General features: G+C 63.4%; 18 protein-coding genes and 1 tRNA gene. 12 read left to right on the forward strand and 7 right to left on the reverse strand.

Annotated features, from left to right (window positions below; all coding sequences use genetic code 11):
• Positions 1-289 precede the first annotated feature (289 nt).
• The 3 genes from tpiA (at position 290) to pyrG (ending at position 3,272) form a co-directional block, all read left to right on the forward strand.
• A complete protein-coding gene (gene tpiA / locus ACYQ0L_RS01030; protein ID WP_459787070.1) occupies positions 290-1,060 on the forward strand; it encodes a triose-phosphate isomerase in 771 nt (256 codons plus the stop codon).
• Between the two features lie 78 nt (positions 1,061-1,138).
• A complete protein-coding gene (secG, locus tag ACYQ0L_RS01035; RefSeq protein ID WP_459787071.1) occupies positions 1,139-1,549 on the forward strand; it encodes a preprotein translocase subunit SecG in 411 nt (136 codons plus the stop codon).
• Between the two features lie 88 nt (positions 1,550-1,637).
• On the forward strand, positions 1,638-3,272 hold the full coding sequence (gene pyrG, locus ACYQ0L_RS01040; RefSeq protein WP_459787072.1) for a CTP synthase: 1,635 nt from the start codon (positions 1,638-1,640) through the stop codon (positions 3,270-3,272).
• Positions 3,273-3,600: 328 nt separating this feature from the next.
• Here the strand turns inward: pyrG and ACYQ0L_RS01045 are convergent, their stop codons facing one another.
• Complete coding sequence (locus tag ACYQ0L_RS01045) at positions 3,601-4,086, reverse strand: Hsp20 family protein (protein ID WP_459787073.1); 486 nt, start codon at positions 4,084-4,086, stop codon at positions 3,601-3,603.
• Between the two features lie 144 nt (positions 4,087-4,230).
• Between ACYQ0L_RS01045 and grxC the strand changes: the two genes are divergently transcribed.
• The 5 genes from grxC to ACYQ0L_RS01070 all read left to right on the forward strand — a co-directional run bounded on the left by grxC (position 4,231) and on the right by ACYQ0L_RS01070 (position 6,688).
• A complete protein-coding gene (gene grxC, locus ACYQ0L_RS01050; RefSeq protein ID WP_459787074.1) occupies positions 4,231-4,491 on the forward strand; it encodes a glutaredoxin 3 in 261 nt (86 codons plus the stop codon).
• Positions 4,492-4,504: 13 nt separating this feature from the next.
• Positions 4,505-5,329 carry a carbon-nitrogen hydrolase family protein gene (locus tag ACYQ0L_RS01055; RefSeq protein ID WP_459787075.1) on the forward strand — a complete coding sequence of 275 codons (825 nt, stop codon included), beginning with the start codon at positions 4,505-4,507 and terminating at the stop codon, positions 5,327-5,329.
• Positions 5,326-5,805 (forward strand): DUF1178 family protein, encoded by a 480-nt coding sequence (locus ACYQ0L_RS01060; protein ID WP_459787076.1) that lies wholly within the window; start codon positions 5,326-5,328, stop codon positions 5,803-5,805. The genes ACYQ0L_RS01055 and ACYQ0L_RS01060 overlap by 4 nt, the downstream gene beginning before the upstream one ends.
• 45 nt (positions 5,806-5,850) lie before the next feature.
• Positions 5,851-5,927 (forward strand) — tRNA-Arg (locus ACYQ0L_RS01065).
• Positions 5,928-5,953: 26 nt separating this feature from the next.
• A complete protein-coding gene (locus ACYQ0L_RS01070) occupies positions 5,954-6,688 on the forward strand; it encodes a DUF1499 domain-containing protein (protein WP_459787077.1) in 735 nt (244 codons plus the stop codon).
• Positions 6,689-6,702: 14 nt separating this feature from the next.
• On the opposite strand, the gene ACYQ0L_RS01075 is transcribed toward ACYQ0L_RS01070, so the two are convergent.
• The 3 genes from ACYQ0L_RS01075 to hppD form a co-directional block, all read right to left on the reverse strand.
• Positions 6,703-7,623, reverse strand: coding sequence for a mechanosensitive ion channel family protein (locus ACYQ0L_RS01075; protein ID WP_459787078.1), 921 nt, complete (start codon positions 7,621-7,623; stop codon positions 6,703-6,705).
• 82 nt (positions 7,624-7,705) lie between these two features.
• Positions 7,706-8,284: a VOC family protein gene (locus ACYQ0L_RS01080; RefSeq protein ID WP_459787079.1), complete on the reverse strand. Its 579-nt coding sequence runs from the start codon at positions 8,282-8,284 to the stop codon at positions 7,706-7,708.
• A complete protein-coding gene (gene hppD / locus ACYQ0L_RS01085; protein ID WP_459787080.1) occupies positions 8,281-9,414 on the reverse strand; it encodes a 4-hydroxyphenylpyruvate dioxygenase in 1,134 nt (377 codons plus the stop codon). Before hppD ends, ACYQ0L_RS01080 begins: the two co-directional genes overlap by 4 nt.
• Positions 9,415-9,645: 231 nt before the next feature.
• Between hppD and ACYQ0L_RS01090 the strand changes: the two genes are divergently transcribed.
• The 3 genes from ACYQ0L_RS01090 (at position 9,646) to ACYQ0L_RS01100 (ending at position 12,679) form a co-directional block, all read left to right on the forward strand.
• Positions 9,646-10,008 (forward strand): FtsB family cell division protein, encoded by a 363-nt coding sequence (locus ACYQ0L_RS01090; protein WP_459787081.1) that lies wholly within the window; start codon positions 9,646-9,648, stop codon positions 10,006-10,008.
• A gap of 166 nt (positions 10,009-10,174) precedes the next feature.
• Positions 10,175-11,263, forward strand: coding sequence for a pyruvate dehydrogenase (acetyl-transferring) E1 component subunit alpha (gene pdhA, locus ACYQ0L_RS01095; protein WP_459787082.1), 1,089 nt, complete (start codon positions 10,175-10,177; stop codon positions 11,261-11,263).
• Between the two features lie 3 nt (positions 11,264-11,266).
• Positions 11,267-12,679 carry a pyruvate dehydrogenase complex E1 component subunit beta gene (locus ACYQ0L_RS01100; protein WP_459787083.1) on the forward strand — a complete coding sequence of 471 codons (1,413 nt, stop codon included), beginning with the start codon at positions 11,267-11,269 and terminating at the stop codon, positions 12,677-12,679.
• Between the two features lie 66 nt (positions 12,680-12,745).
• Here the strand turns inward: ACYQ0L_RS01100 and ACYQ0L_RS01105 are convergent, their stop codons facing one another.
• From ACYQ0L_RS01105 to ACYQ0L_RS01115, 3 genes are read right to left on the reverse strand one after another with little or no spacing between them, the layout of a single operon-like run.
• Positions 12,746-13,519 carry a TadE/TadG family type IV pilus assembly protein gene (locus ACYQ0L_RS01105; RefSeq protein WP_459787084.1) on the reverse strand — a complete coding sequence of 258 codons (774 nt, stop codon included), beginning with the start codon at positions 13,517-13,519 and terminating at the stop codon, positions 12,746-12,748.
• A complete protein-coding gene (locus tag ACYQ0L_RS01110; protein ID WP_459787085.1) occupies positions 13,516-14,130 on the reverse strand; it encodes a TadE/TadG family type IV pilus assembly protein in 615 nt (204 codons plus the stop codon). The genes ACYQ0L_RS01105 and ACYQ0L_RS01110 overlap by 4 nt, the downstream gene beginning before the upstream one ends.
• Positions 14,127-15,875 (reverse strand): pilus assembly protein, encoded by a 1,749-nt coding sequence (locus ACYQ0L_RS01115; RefSeq protein WP_459787086.1) that lies wholly within the window; start codon positions 15,873-15,875, stop codon positions 14,127-14,129. The genes ACYQ0L_RS01110 and ACYQ0L_RS01115 overlap by 4 nt, the downstream gene beginning before the upstream one ends.
• Positions 15,876-15,993: 118 nt before the next feature.
• On the opposite strand from ACYQ0L_RS01115, the gene ACYQ0L_RS01120 reads away from it, so the two are divergent.
• Positions 15,994-16,671, forward strand: a complete 678-nt coding sequence (locus ACYQ0L_RS01120; RefSeq protein ID WP_459787087.1) for an isoprenoid biosynthesis enzyme family protein — start codon at positions 15,994-15,996, stop codon at positions 16,669-16,671.
• The last annotated feature ends 7 nt before the right edge of the window (positions 16,672-16,678 follow it).

Below are 16,678 nucleotides of genomic sequence, written 5' to 3' on the forward strand. Positions count from 1 at the left end.
GATTGATGGGCCTTGGCGATTCAGAAGGGGCGATTCAGGAGAGTATTGCCCATAGGGGGTGGCGGGCGCGCACCGCAAACGGCACGCGCACACCGTTTGGCGCGATCCTTAATTCGCCAGCCCTATCGCCGCAAGGCGCGCGTGGGCCTTTCGGGACACGCTGGCAGGGAAATCGTCCGCGGGGGTTTTGACTGTCCGCCAGTCCTTCGCTACCGACCCGCTTCTGCGTTGCGGGCGAAATGCCGCGTCGCGAACCAAGATACCGAAAAACAGCAGGATACTTTCCGAAATGGCGCAACGCCCTTTCATCGTTGGCAATTGGAAGATGCATGGCACCCGCGCCATGCTGTCCGAAGCGCGCGCGATCGACCGCGCCGCACAGCGTCTGATGCAGGTGGAGATCGCTCTCGCTCCGCCGTTCACGCTCATCCACCCCGTCCGGCGCGAGGCCGAGCAGATCGGCGTCGGCGCGCAGGACTGCCATCCCGCAGATGGCGGTGCCTATACCGGCGATATTTCCGCCGCGATGGTGGCCGATGCGGGCGCGGGATTCGTCATTCTCGGCCATAGCGAACGGCGCGAGAGCCATGGCGAGAAGGACAAGCTGATCGCCGAAAAGGGTGCGGCCGCGCTCGATGCAGGGCTCAAGCTCATCCTGTGCTGCGGCGAACCGCTCGACAAGCGCGAGGCGGGCAAGGCGGTCGATCACGTGCTGCGCCAGATCAAGGCGTCGCTTCCCGAACAGATCGAAGAGCCGGGCGAGAAGCTGACCATTGCCTACGAACCCATCTGGGCCATCGGCAGCGGCAAGGCGGCGGGGCCCGACGAAATCGTCGAGATGCACACCGCGATCCGCGAGTTCCTGGTCAAGACCTTCGGCGAGGAAGACGGCGCGGCCATTCGCATCATCTATGGCGGATCGGTCAATGCGGAGAACGCTGCGGAGATCATGTCGTGCGACGAGGTGAACGGCGCGCTGGTCGGCGGGGCGAGCCTGTCCGCCGAAAGCTTCATGAATATCGTGCTGGCGGTGCAGGAAGTCATCGCCAACAGAGACTGACCGGTACGGGCACGCTTGCGTGCGGGCCCGCCAGTTCCTAGCTCTCTCCCCATCATTTCTCGAAAGCGGTAACCTTCGATGTTTCTCTTCCTCACCGTTCTGCAGGCCCTGATCGCGGCGTCACTGGTCGGCGTCATCCTGATGCAGCGTTCCGAAGGCGGGGGCCTTGGCATCGGTGGCGGCGGTTCGCCCGGCGGAATGATGAGCGCGCGCGGTGCGGCGGACTTCCTGACCCGCGCCACCCGGTGGCTGGCGGCGGTGTTCGTCGTCCTGTCGATCGTGATGGCCGCGATTGCGGTCGACATGTCGGGCGGCGATGCGATCGAATCGACGCTCGATCGCAACGTGACCGCTCCTGTTCCTGCCGATCCGCTGGCCGAAGACGGTCCGCTCGATAGCGAAGGGCTCGACGGCGATCCGCCGGTCGATTCGGTCCCGCAGGGCGACGATAGCGCGGCAGCAGATCCGCTCGAAGGCGCAACCGAGTAAAATTCCAACGCAAATGCGGGGATTGAGCGTGCATTCGCGCCGCGATGGCTTGCGCTCGCCCGCACTCGACACGTAAGGGCCAAATCCCATGGCGCGGTATATTTTCATCACCGGCGGCGTGGTCTCGTCGCTCGGCAAAGGTCTCATGGCGGCATCGCTCGGCGCGTTGCTGCAGGCGCGCGGCTACAAGGTCCGCATCCGCAAGTTCGATCCTTACCTGAACGTCGATCCGGGCACGATGAGCCCGTATCAGCACGGCGAGGTCTACGTGACCGACGACGGGGCGGAGACCGATCTCGACCTGGGGCACTACGAACGCTTCACCGGCGTGTCGGCGCACCAGGGCGACAACATCACTTCGGGCCGGGTCTATCAGGACATCATCGCCAAGGAACGGCGCGGCGACTACCTCGGCGCGACCGTCCAGGTGGTTCCCCACGTCACCGATGCGATCAAGGCGTTCGCGCTGGCCGATCAGGGCGATCACGATTTCATCCTGTGCGAGATCGGCGGGACGGTCGGCGACATCGAATCGCTGCCCTTCATGGAAGCGATCCGCCAGCTCAGGAACGAACTGGAGCCGATGCAGACGCTCAGCGTGCACGTCACGCTGGTGCCCTACATCGCCGCGGCGGGCGAGCTGAAGACCAAGCCGACGCAGCACTCGGTCCGCGAACTCGCCGCGCTCGGCATCAAGCCCGACATCCTGCTGTGCCGGTCCGAGCATTTCCTGCCCGAGGCCGAGCGGCGCAAGATCGCCAATTTCTGCAACGTGCGGCCCGAAGCGGTCATCCCCGCGCTCGACGCGAAGTCGATCTACGCGGTGCCGCTGCAGTACCACCAGGAAGGCCTCGACCGCGAAGTGCTGCGCGGGTTCGGCATTTCCGACGCGCCCGAGCCCGATCTGGCCCCCTGGCGCGAGGTGACCGATCGCTACTTCTACCCTGAAGGCGAAGTGACGATCGGCGTGGTCGGCAAATATGTCGGCCTGAAAGACGCGTACAAATCGCTCAACGAGGCGCTGATCCACGGCGGCATGGCGAACAAGGCCAAGGTCCACCTCAAGTGGATCGACGCCGAAGTGTTCGAGCGCGATCCGTCCGAGATCGTCGCCGAGCTGGAGCCGCTGCACGGCATTCTCGTGCCCGGCGGCTTCGGCGAGCGCGGGAGCGAGGGCAAGATCGCCAGCGTGCGCTTCGCGCGCGAGCGCAAGGTGCCGTTCTTCGGCATCTGCCTCGGCATGCAGATGGCCTGCATCGAGAGCGCGCGCGCGGCGGGTGTCGCCAATGCATCCTCGACCGAGTTCGGCGAGACGGACGAGCCCGTCGTGGGCATCATCACCGAATGGATGACCAAGGAAGGTCTGGAAACCCGCGCTGCCGACGGAGACCTCGGCGGTACGATGCGGCTCGGCGCCTATGAGGCGAAGCTGTCCGAAGGGAGCCGCATTGGCGAGATCTACGGCGGTGCGAGCGAGATTTCCGAACGCCATCGCCACCGCTACGAGGTGAACAACGCCTACCGCGAGCGGCTCGAGAATGACGGTCTGGTCTTCTCCGGCATGTCGCCCGACGGCCTGCTGCCCGAAATCGTCGAACGGCCCGACCATCCGTGGTTCGTGGGGGTTCAGTTCCACCCGGAACTGAAGTCGCGCCCGTTCGATCCGCACCCGCTGTTCGCAGGCTTCGTGGCCGCTGCACTCCGGCAGTCGCGGCTCGTCTAGGCGTAGACTGGGCTTACAAAGCATAGCCTGAACTGCATTGGGCTATGCTTAAATCGAAGCCCTCTTTATCTTTATCCTGTTTTGCGCCATAGCTCACGACGCACGCGTTGTGGGGGCAACGCTTCTTGGGTGTTTCCTTTAAGAGCTTGTCCCGGGTTTGACCGTCTTCTGCGACCCGGACGGGCAGACCCGGCCAAGGCGGCCTATGCCGTGGGGCGGCTCCTTGCGGGGTCGCCCCAAACACTCACGAAATTCGTCGAAAAAAGAAAACCCGCCCCGTCATCTGTGATGAGGGGCGGGCCGGATTGTCGGTGTTTGGCGTGTTGCCTTAGGCGGCGTCGCGATCCGAATCGGTTTCCGATCCGTCCACGATGCTTAGCGAGGTAGCCTGCTGGCCGTTGATCGCGATTTTCTTCGGCTTCATGGCCTCAGGCACTTCGCGCACCAGGTCGATCACCAGGAGACCATCGGCCAGATCGGCGTTGGAAACGCGGACGTGATCGGCCAGTTCGAAGCGCCGCTCGAACCCGCGGTTCGCGATGCCGACATGGAGCATCTCGCTCTCCTCGCTCCGCGCTTCTTCCTGCTTGCGACCGGTGACGGTCAGCAGGTTCTGCTGGGCGGTGATGTCGATATCGTCTGCGCGGAAGCCCGCGAGCGCCAGCGTGATGCGGAAATCATCGTCGCCGCGCTTCTCGATGTTGAAAGGGGGATAATTGTCGCCGGAATTGCGGACCGAACTTTCGAGCAGGTCGAACAGGTGATCGAAGCCAACGGTGCTGCGGCGATAGGGGGTGAAGTCGATACGTGCCATTGAAACAAATCCTCCATTGAGCGATTCTGTCAGTTACATGGTGTCCGCAGCGACCCGTTATGGCATCGCCGGACACATCGAATGTAGGGAGCGCCCCGATGGGTGCAAGAGCTCCCTCGCAGCGCAAAAAGAAGGATTTTACCAGTGGCAGCGAACGTCGATATCTACACCAAGTTCGGTTGCGGTTACTGCTTCCGCGCCAAATCGCTGCTCGAGAAGAAGGGCGTCGATTTCAACGAGTACGACATCACCATGGGCGGCGAAAAGAAGGACGAGATGCAGCAGCGCGCGCCGAATGCGCGCACCGTGCCGCAGATCTTCATCGGCGATACCCACGTCGGCGGGTCGGACGAGCTCCATGCGCTGGAGCGCGAGGGCAAGCTCGACGCGCTGCTGGAAGGCTGACGCGGATCTCAGGATGAGCAAGCTTGCCGTCTTCCAGATGACCTCGGGCATCGACCCGCAGGCCAATGCCGATGCTCTAACCGATGCCATGGCCGAGGCGCGCAAGGGCGGGGCGGACCTGCTGTTCGCGCCCGAAATGGCGCTGTTGCTCGACCGGGATCGCAAGCGCGCCGCCGAGACGATGGCGAGCGATGGCTATGCCGGATTGGTCGATCGGTTGTGCGCTGCTGCGCGCGAACACGCGATCTGGGCGAGCTTCGGCCTGCCGGTCCGGCTGGCAAACGGGATGCTCGCCAACCGCTCCCTGCTGATTGCGTCCACGGGCGAAATCGCGGGCCGGTACGACAAGCTGCACATGTTCGACGTCGACCTCGATAGTGGCGAGAGCTGGCGCGAATCCAACGCCTACCAGCCGGGCGAGGCGCTGTCGGTGACCGGGGACACGCCGGTGGGGCGGCTCGGCCTCACGATCTGCTACGATATTCGCTTTCCCGCGCTGTTCGACGCGCTGGGACGCGCAAAGTGCGACATGATTGCGATTCCGGCCGCGTTCACCGTGCCCACCGGCTCTGCCCACTGGCACACGCTGGTGCGGGCACGGGCGATCGAGGCGAGCGCCTTCGTGGTCGCCGCCGCACAGGTGGGCGAGCATGCCGATGGCCGCAGAACCTACGGCCACTCGCTGGTGGTCGATCCGTGGGGGGAGGTTCTGCTCGACATGGGCGATGAAGCCGGTGTCGGTTTTGCGCAGATCGATGCCGAGCGGATTGCGAAGGTGCGCGCGCAGGTGCCCAGCCTTGCCAATCGGCGCGCGATTCCTGATCGGGCGCAGCCATGATCGTGTTCGACCTTTCCTGCGATGCGGGCCATCGATTCGAAGGCTGGTTCCGCTCGTCCTCCGCGTTCGAGGATCAGGGCGCAAAGGGCCTGCTCGCGTGTCCGCAATGCGGATCGGCCGATGTGGCCAAGGCCCCGATGGCGCCAGCCGTGCCCGCCAAGGGCAATGCTGCGCGTGCTACGGTCGCGGAGGCGGACGACTCCAGAGACGAGGTCGCCAGCCAGGGCGGGGCGATTCCGCCCGCGCTGCGCGAGGCGATGCAGAAGCTGGCGCAAATCCAGGCCGATACGATCAAGGACAGCACCTATGTCGGCGATCGTTTCGCCGAGGAAAGCCGCGCGATGCATTATGGCGAGAAGGACGCGGCGCTGATCCACGGCAAGGCCGATGCCAGGCAAGCGCGCGAATTGCTGGAAGAGGGAATTGCCCTTGCTCCGCTGCTGATCCCGTTCACCCCGCCCGAAGAGACCAACTAAGCAGGATTGCAGGCTGGCGGAGGGCTGGCTAATGCTGCTGCCGGCGCGCCCGTAGCTCAGTCGGATAGAGCATCAGATTCCTAATCTGGGGGCCACAGGTTCGAATCCTGTCGGGCGCACCATCATTCCGGCATGCGGGGGCGCAGGCATGACTCACAAATTCACCCGGGGTCTTTCGTGGCTCGCCCTGCTGCTGGCGGCCTGCGCGACGATCGCTGCGTTTACCGGGATGACGCTGGCGCGCTACGACACGATTGGTAAGCTTGAGGGCTTTGGTTACCTCGTAAACTCGGTGCCTTTCGCGCTCGCCGCGCTCGTCATCGGTCTGATCGCGCTGCTCCTCAACTGGCGCACAGGATGGCCCGCGCGCCGCGCCGCGACGCTCGGTTTCCTGATCGCACTGGGCTTCGTCGGAACCGTGGGGATCCGTGTCGCAATGGGGGCCGATGCGCCGATGATCCACGATGCGAGCACCGACCTTGCCGATGTGCCGCAATTCGAGGCGATTACCCTGCCGGACGACAATATGCGCGGGCTGATGGAGCCGTCCGAGTGGGTTAAGCTGCACCAAATCGGCTACCCGGACCTGCGCAGCGTCGTGCTCGATCGCCCGGTTGAACAGACGATCCGCGATGCCGAGACGCTGGCGGCGGCACGCGGGTGGACAATCCGTGCCGTATCCCCGGATGAAGGCCGCCTCGAAGCGACCGCCTACGCCTCTTACATCCGGTTCGAGGATGAGGTCGTCATCCGCGTACGCCCCGACGGGCCGGGCCGCAGCCTCGTCGATATGCGTTCGGTCAGCCGGGTGGGGGTGGGCGACCTCGGGGTGAACGCCCAGCGCATCCACGACTTTCTCGAAGATCTCGCAGCGGTGAGATAGCCGGCGAGCGCGGCTTACTCCGCGCTCTCGCCCGGCTCACGCCCCAGCGGAACCCGCTCCTTGAAGGTGTGGGTGACATAGGGGAAGGGAATCTCGATCCCTGCTTCGTCCAGCCCGCGCTTGATCGCGCGCACGACCTTATCCTTCGATTGCCACCCATCGCGCGGGGTAGAGCCGGCGTGCCAGCGCACGAGGAAATCCACCGAGCTGGAGTTGAAGGTGGTCGCGAAGATGTCGACGCCCTTGTCCATCTCGATCCCTTCGACGGCTTCCACCGCCTGGCGGATCACCTCGGCCGCGTGGTCCAGATCGGTGTCGTAAGAGACGCCGGCGATCACTTCGTGGCGGCGCAGGTTCTCGTCGGTCAGGATCTCGACCGGGTTCTTGAAGATCATCGAGTTGGGCACGATCGTCAGCTCGCCCGACAGCTTGCGCACGTGCGTTTCCCGAAGGGTGATGTGCTCCACCTTGCCCTTGATCCCCTCGCACTCGATCACGTCGCCGATGCGCATCTTCTCGCGCAGCATGATGAGCACGCCGGCGAGGAAATTCTCGAAGATGTCCTGAAATGCGAAGCCTATGGCGACCGCGCCGATGCCTAGCCCGGCAATCAGGCTGGCGGGGGTCATGCCCGGCATGACCACGATCAGCGCGATCATCAGCCCGATGATCCAGATGCCCAGCTTCACGACGGTGTCGATCAGGTTCTGGAGCGAGGGGCGCATCTCGGTCTTGCCGATCGCGCCGCCGACCGCGCGCACCGCGATGCGGGCGACGATCCAAGTGATCAGCAGAATTACGACGGCAATGGCAATGTTGGGGAGGGCGCGGATGAAGCCCTCCGCCATGTCGACCAGCTGGTCCTGCAACGTGCCCAGCGTGTTGACGTTTTGGTCGTAGGTCTCGCCCGCGGGCGTGGTGTTCGGTACGCTCATGAAACTCCCCGTTTTGCGCCACTAACGGCGCAAAAGCGGGGCAGGTTCCGGAATGCCCGAAAGCCGGTATCGCAGATTCGGGCTACTCGCCCTTGGCCTTGGCGTGCTCGCCGCGCGCGATTTCGTGCAGCCAGGCGGCGTGCTGCGGGGCCTTTTTGGTCTCGCTCCATTCGTCGAGCATTGGCATGGCGACGCGCTTGAGTTCGGCATACTGCTCGTCCGTGCCGATATCGGCAGCCAGTTCCACGCGGTGGCCATTGGGGTCGAAGAAATAGATCGACTTGAAGATGCCGTGGTGCGTCGGGCCGAGCACGTCGATGCCGAGGCCTTCGATGTGATCCTTTGCGCCGACCAGCGCATCCTCGTCCGCGACCTTGAAGGCCAGGTGCTGCACCCATTGCGGCGTATTCTCGTCGCGGCCCATGTCCTTCTGGTTGGGCAGCTCGAAGAAGGCGAGGATGTTGCCATTTCCCGCGTCGAGGAAGACATGCATGTACGGATCGTACTCGCCGGTGGAGGGCACATGGTCCTCCGAAAAGGCGCTGGTATATTCCATACCCAGCACCTTCTCGTACCACTCGACCGTCTCTTTAGCGTCTTTGCAGCGGTAGGCGGCGTGGTGCACGCCGCCCAGTTTTACGGGGTGGCTCGCTTCGTTCATTCTGCTGGCTCGGACACGGTCTTCGCGTCTTCGACATTCAACACACCGCGGCGCACCTGATCGCGCTCCATGCTTTCGAACAGGGCCTTGAAGTTGCCTTCGCCGAAGCCTTCGTCACCCTTGCGCTGGATGAACTCGAAGAACACCGGGCCGACCTGCGCTTCTGCAAAGATCTGCAGGAGCAGGCGGGGCTGGCCGCCTTCGGTCGTCCCGTCGAGCAGGATGCCGCGGGTCTTCAGTTCCTCAACCGGCTGGCCGTGATCGGGCAGGCGGCCGGGCAGCATTTCGTAATAGGTTTCGGGCGGTGCGGTCATGAACGGCACGCCGAATTCCTTGAGCTTGTCCCACGCCGCGATAAGATCGTCGCAGATCAGGGCGATGTGCTGGATGCCTTCACCGTTGAATTCGCGCAGGAATTCCTCGATCTGGCCGCCGCCGCCTTTGGCTTCCTCGTTGAGCGGGATGCGGATCTTGCCGTCGGGCGCGGTCAGCGCCTTCGAGGTCAGGCCGGTATATTCGCCCTTGATGTCGAAAAAGCGAATTTCCTGGAAGTTGAACAGGTTTTCGTACCAGTCGGCCCAGTACTTCATCCGTCCGCCGTAGACGTTGTGCGTCAGGTGGTCGATCCGCTGGAAGCCCGCGCCTTCGGGGAATTTCTCGACTCCGTCGAGATATTCGAAATCGATGTCGTAGATCGACAGATCGTCCGCGCCTTCATCGGCATAGCGATCGATGATGTAGATCAGCGCGCCGCCGATGCCCCTGATCGCGGGGATCGAGAGTTCCATCGGGCCGGTCTGCGTATCGACCGGCTCTGCGCCGGCATCCATCAGCCGGGCCCAGGCTTCGGCGGCGTCCTTCACGCGGAAACCCATGCCGCAGGCGGCCGGGCCATGCTCGCGGGCGAAATACCACGCCGCGCTCATCGGTTCGTAATTGGTGACGAGATTGATGTTGCCCTGGCGCCAGAGCTGCACATCCTTCGAACGGTGGTTGGCGACGTGGGTGAAGCCCATCGCCTCGAACACCGGCTCAAGCGTGCCCTTTTCGGGGGCGCAGAATTCCACGAACTCGAAGCCGTCGAGGCCCACGGGGTTTTCGAACAGGTCCGCCATATCGGCATCCTCCATCACAATGCGTTGTTTCGTGACGGGCGGAGGCAGCTCATAGTCGGGGAGGCGCGCCCATCGATGGCGTCGAGCTAGGTCTGCCGCGTCCGCCTGTCAATGTTAGGGAACGGGCGGGCAGGGCGTGCGGTTCCGTGGGCGCAGGGCGGAAATCCGTGCGGTCGGCACCTTCCGGTTCGAAGGCGCGCAATTGGGACTTGCCTGGGGCGAGTCCTTGTGATTCAAGGGAAACCAATGAACATCGCCAAGCAGATGACTGCCAAACAGGCTATCCTCAAAAAGAGCCGCGCCGCCCGGCGGGAACGGGTGACGCAGGGGCTCGCGCTCGCCGCACTGCTGCTGATGGGCGGCATGGCGATTGCGGGGCCCAGCGGAATTTTCGCGTGGAGCGATGCGTCCAACGCGCTCGCCCAGCGCGAGGCGCGGATCGCTGCGCTGCGAGAACAGCGCGACGGGCTGCGCCAGCGGGTCGACGCACTCGACCCGGACAACGCCGATCCGGACATGGTGGTGGAAATGATGCGGCGTAATCTCAATGTCGTGCACCCGGACGAGGTGATCCTGCCCAAGCCGGACTCGCCTGCGAAGCGCGATTGACCGGCTGATCGGGCCGCCGCCGTTGACGGATCGGGACGATCGGCGGTAATTTTGCCCCGACCCAATCATCCCGCACCCCCCAATCGCTGCGCAACCATTGCAAGCTTGCTGACGTTACGTCATGGGCGTTGGCGAATATGGTCGCCAGCCTGCGAAGGAGCATCACTTGGCCAAGAAACCCGCCACGAACAACAAGGCCCCGCAGGGCGAAAACCTGGCTGCGATCGACGATCCCGATTTCGCGCTGAACTCGCTGCAGGACGCGTTCGAGAAGAACAAGACCTTCGACGCGAGCGACGATCAGATGCTGCGTTTCTACGAGCAGATGCTGCTGATCCGCCGTTTCGAGGAACGCGCGGGCCAGCTATACGGCCTCGGCCTGATCGGCGGCTTCTGCCACCTCTATATCGGCCAGGAAGCGGTTGCGATCGGGCTTCAGTCCGCGCTCGACAACGACAAGGACTCGGTCATCACGGGCTATCGTGACCATGGCCACATGCTGGCTTATGGGATCGATCCCAAGGTGATCATGGCGGAGCTGACCGGCCGCCAGGCCGGCATCTCCAAGGGCAAGGGCGGCTCGATGCACATGTTCAGCACCGAGCATAAGTTCTATGGCGGGCACGGCATCGTCGGCGCGCAGGTGCCGCTGGGCGCAGGGCTGGCCTTTGCGCACAAGTACAACGAGGACGGCGGCATGACGCTCGCCTATTTCGGCGACGGGGCTGCCAACCAGGGCCAGGTGTACGAAGCGTTCAACATGGCCGCGCTGTGGAACCTGCCGATCTGCTTCGTCGTGGAAGACAACCAGTACGCGATGGGCACCGCGACCAAGCGCAGCTCCGCCGAAACGCGCTTCTACCGCCGCGGTACGAGCTTCCGCATTCCCGGCATGGAAGTCGACGGCATGAACGTGCTGGAGGTCCGCCAGGCCGCCGAAGTCGCGTTCAAGCATGTGCGCGAGGGCAACGGCCCGGTGCTGATGGAGTGCAACACCTACCGCTACCGCGGGCACTCGATGTCCGACCCGGCGAAATACCGCACCCGCGAAGAGGTGCAGGACCAGAAGGATCACCACGACCCGATCGAGCGGATCAAGAAGACGCTGATCGAGCAGGGCAAGAGCGAGGACGAGTTGAAGGAGATCGACAAGGGCATCCGTTCGCGGGTTTCCGAAGCCGCGGACTTTGCGGAGAATTCGCCCGAGCCGGAAGGCAAGGAACTCTACACCGATGTTCTGGTGGAGGAGTATTGAGCGATGGCAACCGAACTGAAGATGCCCGCGCTTTCCCCGACGATGGAAGAAGGCACCCTCTCCAAGTGGCTCAAGTCCGAAGGTGACAAGATCGAGATCGGCGACATCATCGCGGAGATCGAGACCGACAAGGCGACGATGGAATTCGAAGCAGTCGACGAAGGCACGCTGGCCAAGATTCTCGTCGAGGAAGGCACCGAAGGCGTATCTGTAGGTGCGGTCATCGCGATGATGGCCGACGAAGGCGAGGATGTCGGCGATGTCGAAGCGCCCGCCGCCAAGTCCGATGACGCATCCGGCGAGAAGGACGATGTGGAAGGCGAGGGCAAGGATGTCGGGCGCGAACCGTCCGAGGCCGACGTGACCGACACCGCCGAGAAGCCGACCCGCTCGCCGGCCAGCGATCCTGCGATCCCCGAAGGAACCAGCATGGTCTCGACCAGCGTGCGCGAAGCTCTGCGCGACGCCATGGCCGAAGAAATGCGCCGGGACGAGCGCGTGTTCGTGATGGGCGAGGAAGTCGCCGAGTATCAGGGCGCCTACAAGGTCACGCAGGGTCTGCTCGACGAATTCGGCGCGCGCCGCGTGGTCGATACGCCGATCACCGAATACGGCTTTGCCGGGCTGGGCACGGGCGCAGCGATGGGCGGTCTGCGCCCGATCGTCGAGTTCATGACCTTCAACTTCGCGATGCAGGCGATCGATCACATCGTGAACTCGGCTGCGAAGACCAACTATATGAGCGGTGGCCAGATGCGCTGCCCGATCGTGTTCCGCGGGCCCAACGGTGCAGCATCGCGCGTCGGTGCGCAGCACAGCCAGAACTACGGACCGTGGTACGCCAGCGTCCCCGGTCTGATCGTGATCGCGCCCTACGACGCGGCCGATGCCAAGGGCCTGATGAAGGCCGCGATCCGTTCCGAAGATCCGGTCGTCTTCCTCGAAAACGAGCTGGTCTATGGCCGCAGCTTCGACGTGCCCGATATGGAGGATTATGTCCTTCCCATCGGCAAGGCGCGGATCGTGCGCGAAGGCAGCGATGTCACAATCGTCAGCTACTCGATCGCGGTCGGCCTGGCGCTCGAAGCGGCGGAGAAGCTGGCCGAGGACGGTATCGACGCCGAGGTGATCGACCTGCGCACGCTCCGCCCGCTCGACCGGGAAACCGTGCTCGAAAGCCTGAAGAAGACCAACCGCATGGTCGTGGCCGAAGAAGGCTGGCCGACCTGCTCGATTGCGTCGGAAATCGTCTCGATCTGCATGGAAGAGGGATTCGACTATCTCGATGCGCCCGTCCTGCGGGTCACCAACGAGGACGTGCCGCTGCCCTACGCCGCCAATCTCGAAGCGATGGCGCTGATCGACACGCCATCGATCGTGAAGGCGGTCAAGAAGGTCTGCTACGTCGAGGAATAGGCGGGACAAAGTGGCTGGCGGGCGTCTGTGCCCGTCAGTCGCGCCGACTGACGCTCGTCCAGAGCGTCAGTGGCAATGATAACCATCCTTCTTGGTGGTGTGGCACACGCCTGGTGCGGCATTGTCGTTATAGGGACCGCCAGGCGAAGGCGAAGGCGAAGGTGACGGCGATGGGGCGTTGCAGGTGGCCGGTGTCACCCCAGAGACGGGATAGAGCCCGCCGTTGGCGCCCGCGGTATCGCGCCGTTCGCGCACCATCATCGATGCGAACTCGGTGATTTCGATACTGGGGACCAGTTCGGCGGAGACCAGCGGGCGGTACTCGTAGTAGATTTCCACGAACATCGTCACCCCGTCGGGCTGCACCTCCGCCTGCCTGCCGTCAGGGCCGATCCCGTCGAGATTGGTCTTCCGGTCGTCATAGGGCGAATCATACGTCTTGCCGCCCTTGCAGCGCTGCCAGCGGATTTGCGCCTTGTTGTTCGGATTGTTCCCGGACATCGGTTCAAGACTGGTCACGACGATCCGGCCGCGGTCGTAGAGAGCGAGGCCGCCTGCCTGCAGTTCCGCCCCGTCCATCAGGTCGAGAATATCGGATTCGTAGACCTTCTTCGCCTCGCGCGGCCCGCCCACGCCGACGCGCGCGGCGTTGTCTGCCAGGTGCAGGGCAAGCTGGCTCAGCCGCATCCGGGTCGTGATGTAATTGGCCAGTTCCGCCCCGGTCAGCGTCAGCGTCAGCAACACCGGCAGGGCGATTGCGAACTCCATCAATGCGAGGCCGCTGCGGTCCTGCGCAAGATCGCGGAGCCTGCGAAGCCTGCGGGCAATCGAGACGATCATGGGCAGTTCTTCCACACGGGCTCGGCGTAGCTGCCCTGTTCGTTGTAGGGCTGGTTGCGCAGGATCGTGGACGCGGTGACGGTCCGCTTCTGGCTGCCGTTGATCATCTTCCAGAGCGGAAACAGCGCATCATATTTGACGGTCACAGTGTAATACACTGCATCCTTTGCGCCGCCCTGGCCCTGATTGCCGCCGTCATCGTCCCACACGTTATTGCCGTTGGCGTCCTCGTACGCCTCGCCTCCGTTGCAGCGACCATTGCCGTCGGTATCATTGAAGGTTTCGGGCTTGGCCGCTTTCGCCTCGGCGAAGCTACGATAGTAGCGGCGGTCGAAATCGACATCCGCGCTTTTCACAAGTTTGAGGACCTGGGATTCGACCCTGTCGTCGAGCGCGTCCTGGGCGCTGGTGTTCGAACTGGTCTCCAGCGTGGAATCGCGCCCGGCCTTCTGCATGATTCCTTCGGTCACCGTGCGCAGGTAAAGCGCATGTCCGATGTCGAATGCGCCCATCAGCATCAGGCACAGGACCGGCGCGACGATCGCGAATTCGACCAGCGCAGCGCCAGTCTCCTCGTCCCGGAGACGGCGAAGAAGGGCGCGGGGCCTCACCGCGTCAGCCTCAGCTGTGAAATGTCGTCCGCGATTTTCTTGAATGTCTTTTCGAGCTCGGCGGAATCTGCCGCGTGGAAGTAATATGTGTCGGCCGTCGCACATTTCTTGAGGCGCGTTTCGGTATCATTGCGAGTGCCGTCGCCATAGGACACCACCCACAAGGTGATACCCTCCGGGGTCATGTTCTTGATCTCGTTGCACAGCGCCTTGAAGCGATCATTGACCTGTTCGTTATAATTGTTGCCCTTGGTTGTTCGCTGGTCGAACCAGCCAACGCCGTATGCGGTGTAGTCGTAGTTATTTGCTACAGTATCCCCATCGGTCATGAAGATGATGTGCCGGTCGATCTCGCCGCCCTTCGGCGTCAACTTGTTTTCCGACTGGAAAATGCCATTGGCCGAGATAAGCCGGGCACCCCAGAGCAGGCCGATATCGTGGTACGTGTTGCCGTTGGGCGTAAGGCTGTCGACGTAGTCTTCAAACTTTCCCGCGTCGGGCCATTCCTGAAGCTTCCTCGCTTCCGTTGGGCAGTAATCGGCGGGTTGGCCGTATTCATCGTTGGTGTTTTCTATCGGATCTCGCTCAAACCTATTCGACTCCCTTGGGTCGGGAGAACCTCGCGTATAAATAAGGCTGGGCAGCGCGGGGGCCCAGCGCGTCCGGTCGCTGGTGGGTGCCAGGTCGATCTGGAGATCATATGCGCCCGAAGGTATCGGCCAGTAATTGCCGGACCGCACCGTCTCGCGTTCCTCGATGCATCCGGCCCAGTCCACGGTCCGCGTGAAATCTCCGCCGATCGTGACTGTCGCGGATTTCGGCTCGCCGGTTTTGAAATCGCCGATCTTGAAGCCGCTCACGTCGACGGTGAACTTATTGTATGTGTACGTCGCAGCCGTGCGTTCGCGCTTATTGTATCGGCATGTCCACCAGTCACGTTCGATACGTTGGTATTGTTCCGTCCACGTATTCTGCTGGTTGCAGGATGTCCAGTCAGTCTCGTACCACTCACCCCAAGGTCCGTATGGTATTATCGTCTTGCGCGTCTGATAGTCGTGGGTGTTCTTGAAATAGGAAGCCGGCACCAAGCGACCGACATTCACATTCGTGTTGTAAGGCACGAAACCGAAGCGGATCTGCACATCGTTGCTCGTGCCGCCACTCGGCGTGCCAGTCGCGCAATTCGCCTCTGTGTCGCGCCGGGCGACGATTTCGTAAAAGCATTTGACCGAATTCTTCAGGCTGTCGATCTTCTTCGTGTACTCACCCGAGATTCTGTCGTTCATCGATCCGGTCACGTCGAGCACGAACATGATGTCTGTGTTCGGCAGGCGCATTTCGGCGTCGCAGGTGACGGTCATGGTCTCCTGCTGGATCCCGAAAATGCTCATCAGGCTCATCGGCACGTCGGCCGAAGCATTGCCGGTGACCTTGCCCGCGCTTTCGACAAAGGTGCGGGTCATATCCCTGGACCCGTACGCGTCGGACGCGATGTTCGCGTCGAAGAACTTTTCCGCCGCGCGCCGCGGAGCATAGTTGGACTGGCTCCACTGGCCGCTACCCATGGCCTTGCGCCCGGCAAGCGCGCCGGCGTCGCACGCGTGCTGAAGGCGCGTCTTGATGATGTAGAGCCGGCTCATGTCGACCGCACCGCCCACGATCCCTATCAGCGGGATCATTGCAGCGGCTGCCAGCGCAAGGGTGTTGCCCGCGACATCGCGGCGCAGGCGCATCAGAAAATTCACGTCTGCCTTTCCCTTATCGTCGATGGCAACGGCTCTCTCCACCCATAATAGCGGGCGATGTGCGCCTATTGACCGATCGGGGTTGAAGCGAGGTTAAGACCCGAGCATTGCAATCACCGTGGAAAGCCCGAAAAACCCGGCCCATTCGTCGTTACGAGACGATCCTGCGATCATCCTGGCGCTTGCCTACGCGCGGCGGACGGACCGGCCCGTGTTCGAAGATCTCTTCGCGCTCGACCGGCGGCTGGCCGACGCGGTGCGCCAGGCGAGCGAGCCGATCATCGCGCAGCTCAAGCTGGCCTGGTGGCGCGACCGGTTCGCGCAGGATCGCACGGACTGGCCCAGGGGCGAGCCCTTGCTGGCGCGGATGGCGCAATGGGATGCGGATGTCGCGCAGCTCGGTGAGCTGGTCGATGGCTGGGAAGCCCTGCTGGCCGAAGGACCGCTGGGTAAGGAGGCGATCGCCGCCTTCGGGCGCGGGCGTGCGAAGGCCTGGGCCGTGGCGGCGCAGGCGCTGGGCCAGCGGGGGGCTTCGCCAACCGATCATGCGGCGCTGCTGTGGTCCTCGGCCGATCTTGCGCAGCACTGCTCGTCGCCGGAAGATGCAGGTCGTGTTCGAACCCTGGCGCGCAAGCAGACCTTGTCAGAGCGGCCCGGCCCGCGCCTTCCGCGTACCTTGCGGCCGTTCGCGGTGCTCGGTGCGCTCGGCGGGCGCAGCCTCGCGGGCGAACGCCCTATCCTGGGCGGCCCAGGCGACTTCCTCGCCGCGGTCCGTGCAGGTATGCTAGGGCGCTGAGACGATA

The sequence above is a fragment of the Alteriqipengyuania triglochinis genome (assembly GCF_054655655.1).

Bases quoted from the DNA above. Each gene is read 5' to 3' on its own strand.
- ACYQ0L_RS01090 (WP_459787081.1), top strand. From the start codon at position 9,646: ATGAACATCGCCAAGCAGATGACTGCCAAACAGGCTATCCTCAAAAAG.
- ACYQ0L_RS01075 (WP_459787078.1), bottom strand. From the start codon at position 7,623: ATGAGCGTACCGAACACCACGCCCGCGGGCGAGACCTACGACCAAAAC.
- ACYQ0L_RS01080 (WP_459787079.1), bottom strand. From the start codon at position 8,284: ATGAACGAAGCGAGCCACCCCGTAAAACTGGGCGGCGTGCACCACGCC.
- ACYQ0L_RS01070 (WP_459787077.1), top strand. From the start codon at position 5,954: ATGACTCACAAATTCACCCGGGGTCTTTCGTGGCTCGCCCTGCTGCTG.
- hppD (WP_459787080.1), bottom strand. From the start codon at position 9,414: ATGGAGGATGCCGATATGGCGGACCTGTTCGAAAACCCCGTGGGCCTC.
- ACYQ0L_RS01055 (WP_459787075.1), top strand. From the start codon at position 4,505: ATGAGCAAGCTTGCCGTCTTCCAGATGACCTCGGGCATCGACCCGCAG.
- ACYQ0L_RS01045 (WP_459787073.1), bottom strand. From the start codon at position 4,086: ATGGCACGTATCGACTTCACCCCCTATCGCCGCAGCACCGTTGGCTTC.
- ACYQ0L_RS01100 (WP_459787083.1), top strand. From the start codon at position 11,267: ATGGCAACCGAACTGAAGATGCCCGCGCTTTCCCCGACGATGGAAGAA.
- ACYQ0L_RS01060 (WP_459787076.1), top strand. From the start codon at position 5,326: ATGATCGTGTTCGACCTTTCCTGCGATGCGGGCCATCGATTCGAAGGC.
- pyrG (WP_459787072.1), top strand. From the start codon at position 1,638: ATGGCGCGGTATATTTTCATCACCGGCGGCGTGGTCTCGTCGCTCGGC.
- ACYQ0L_RS01105 (WP_459787084.1), bottom strand. From the start codon at position 13,519: ATGATCGTCTCGATTGCCCGCAGGCTTCGCAGGCTCCGCGATCTTGCG.
- tpiA (WP_459787070.1), top strand. From the start codon at position 290: ATGGCGCAACGCCCTTTCATCGTTGGCAATTGGAAGATGCATGGCACC.
- secG (WP_459787071.1), top strand. From the start codon at position 1,139: ATGTTTCTCTTCCTCACCGTTCTGCAGGCCCTGATCGCGGCGTCACTG.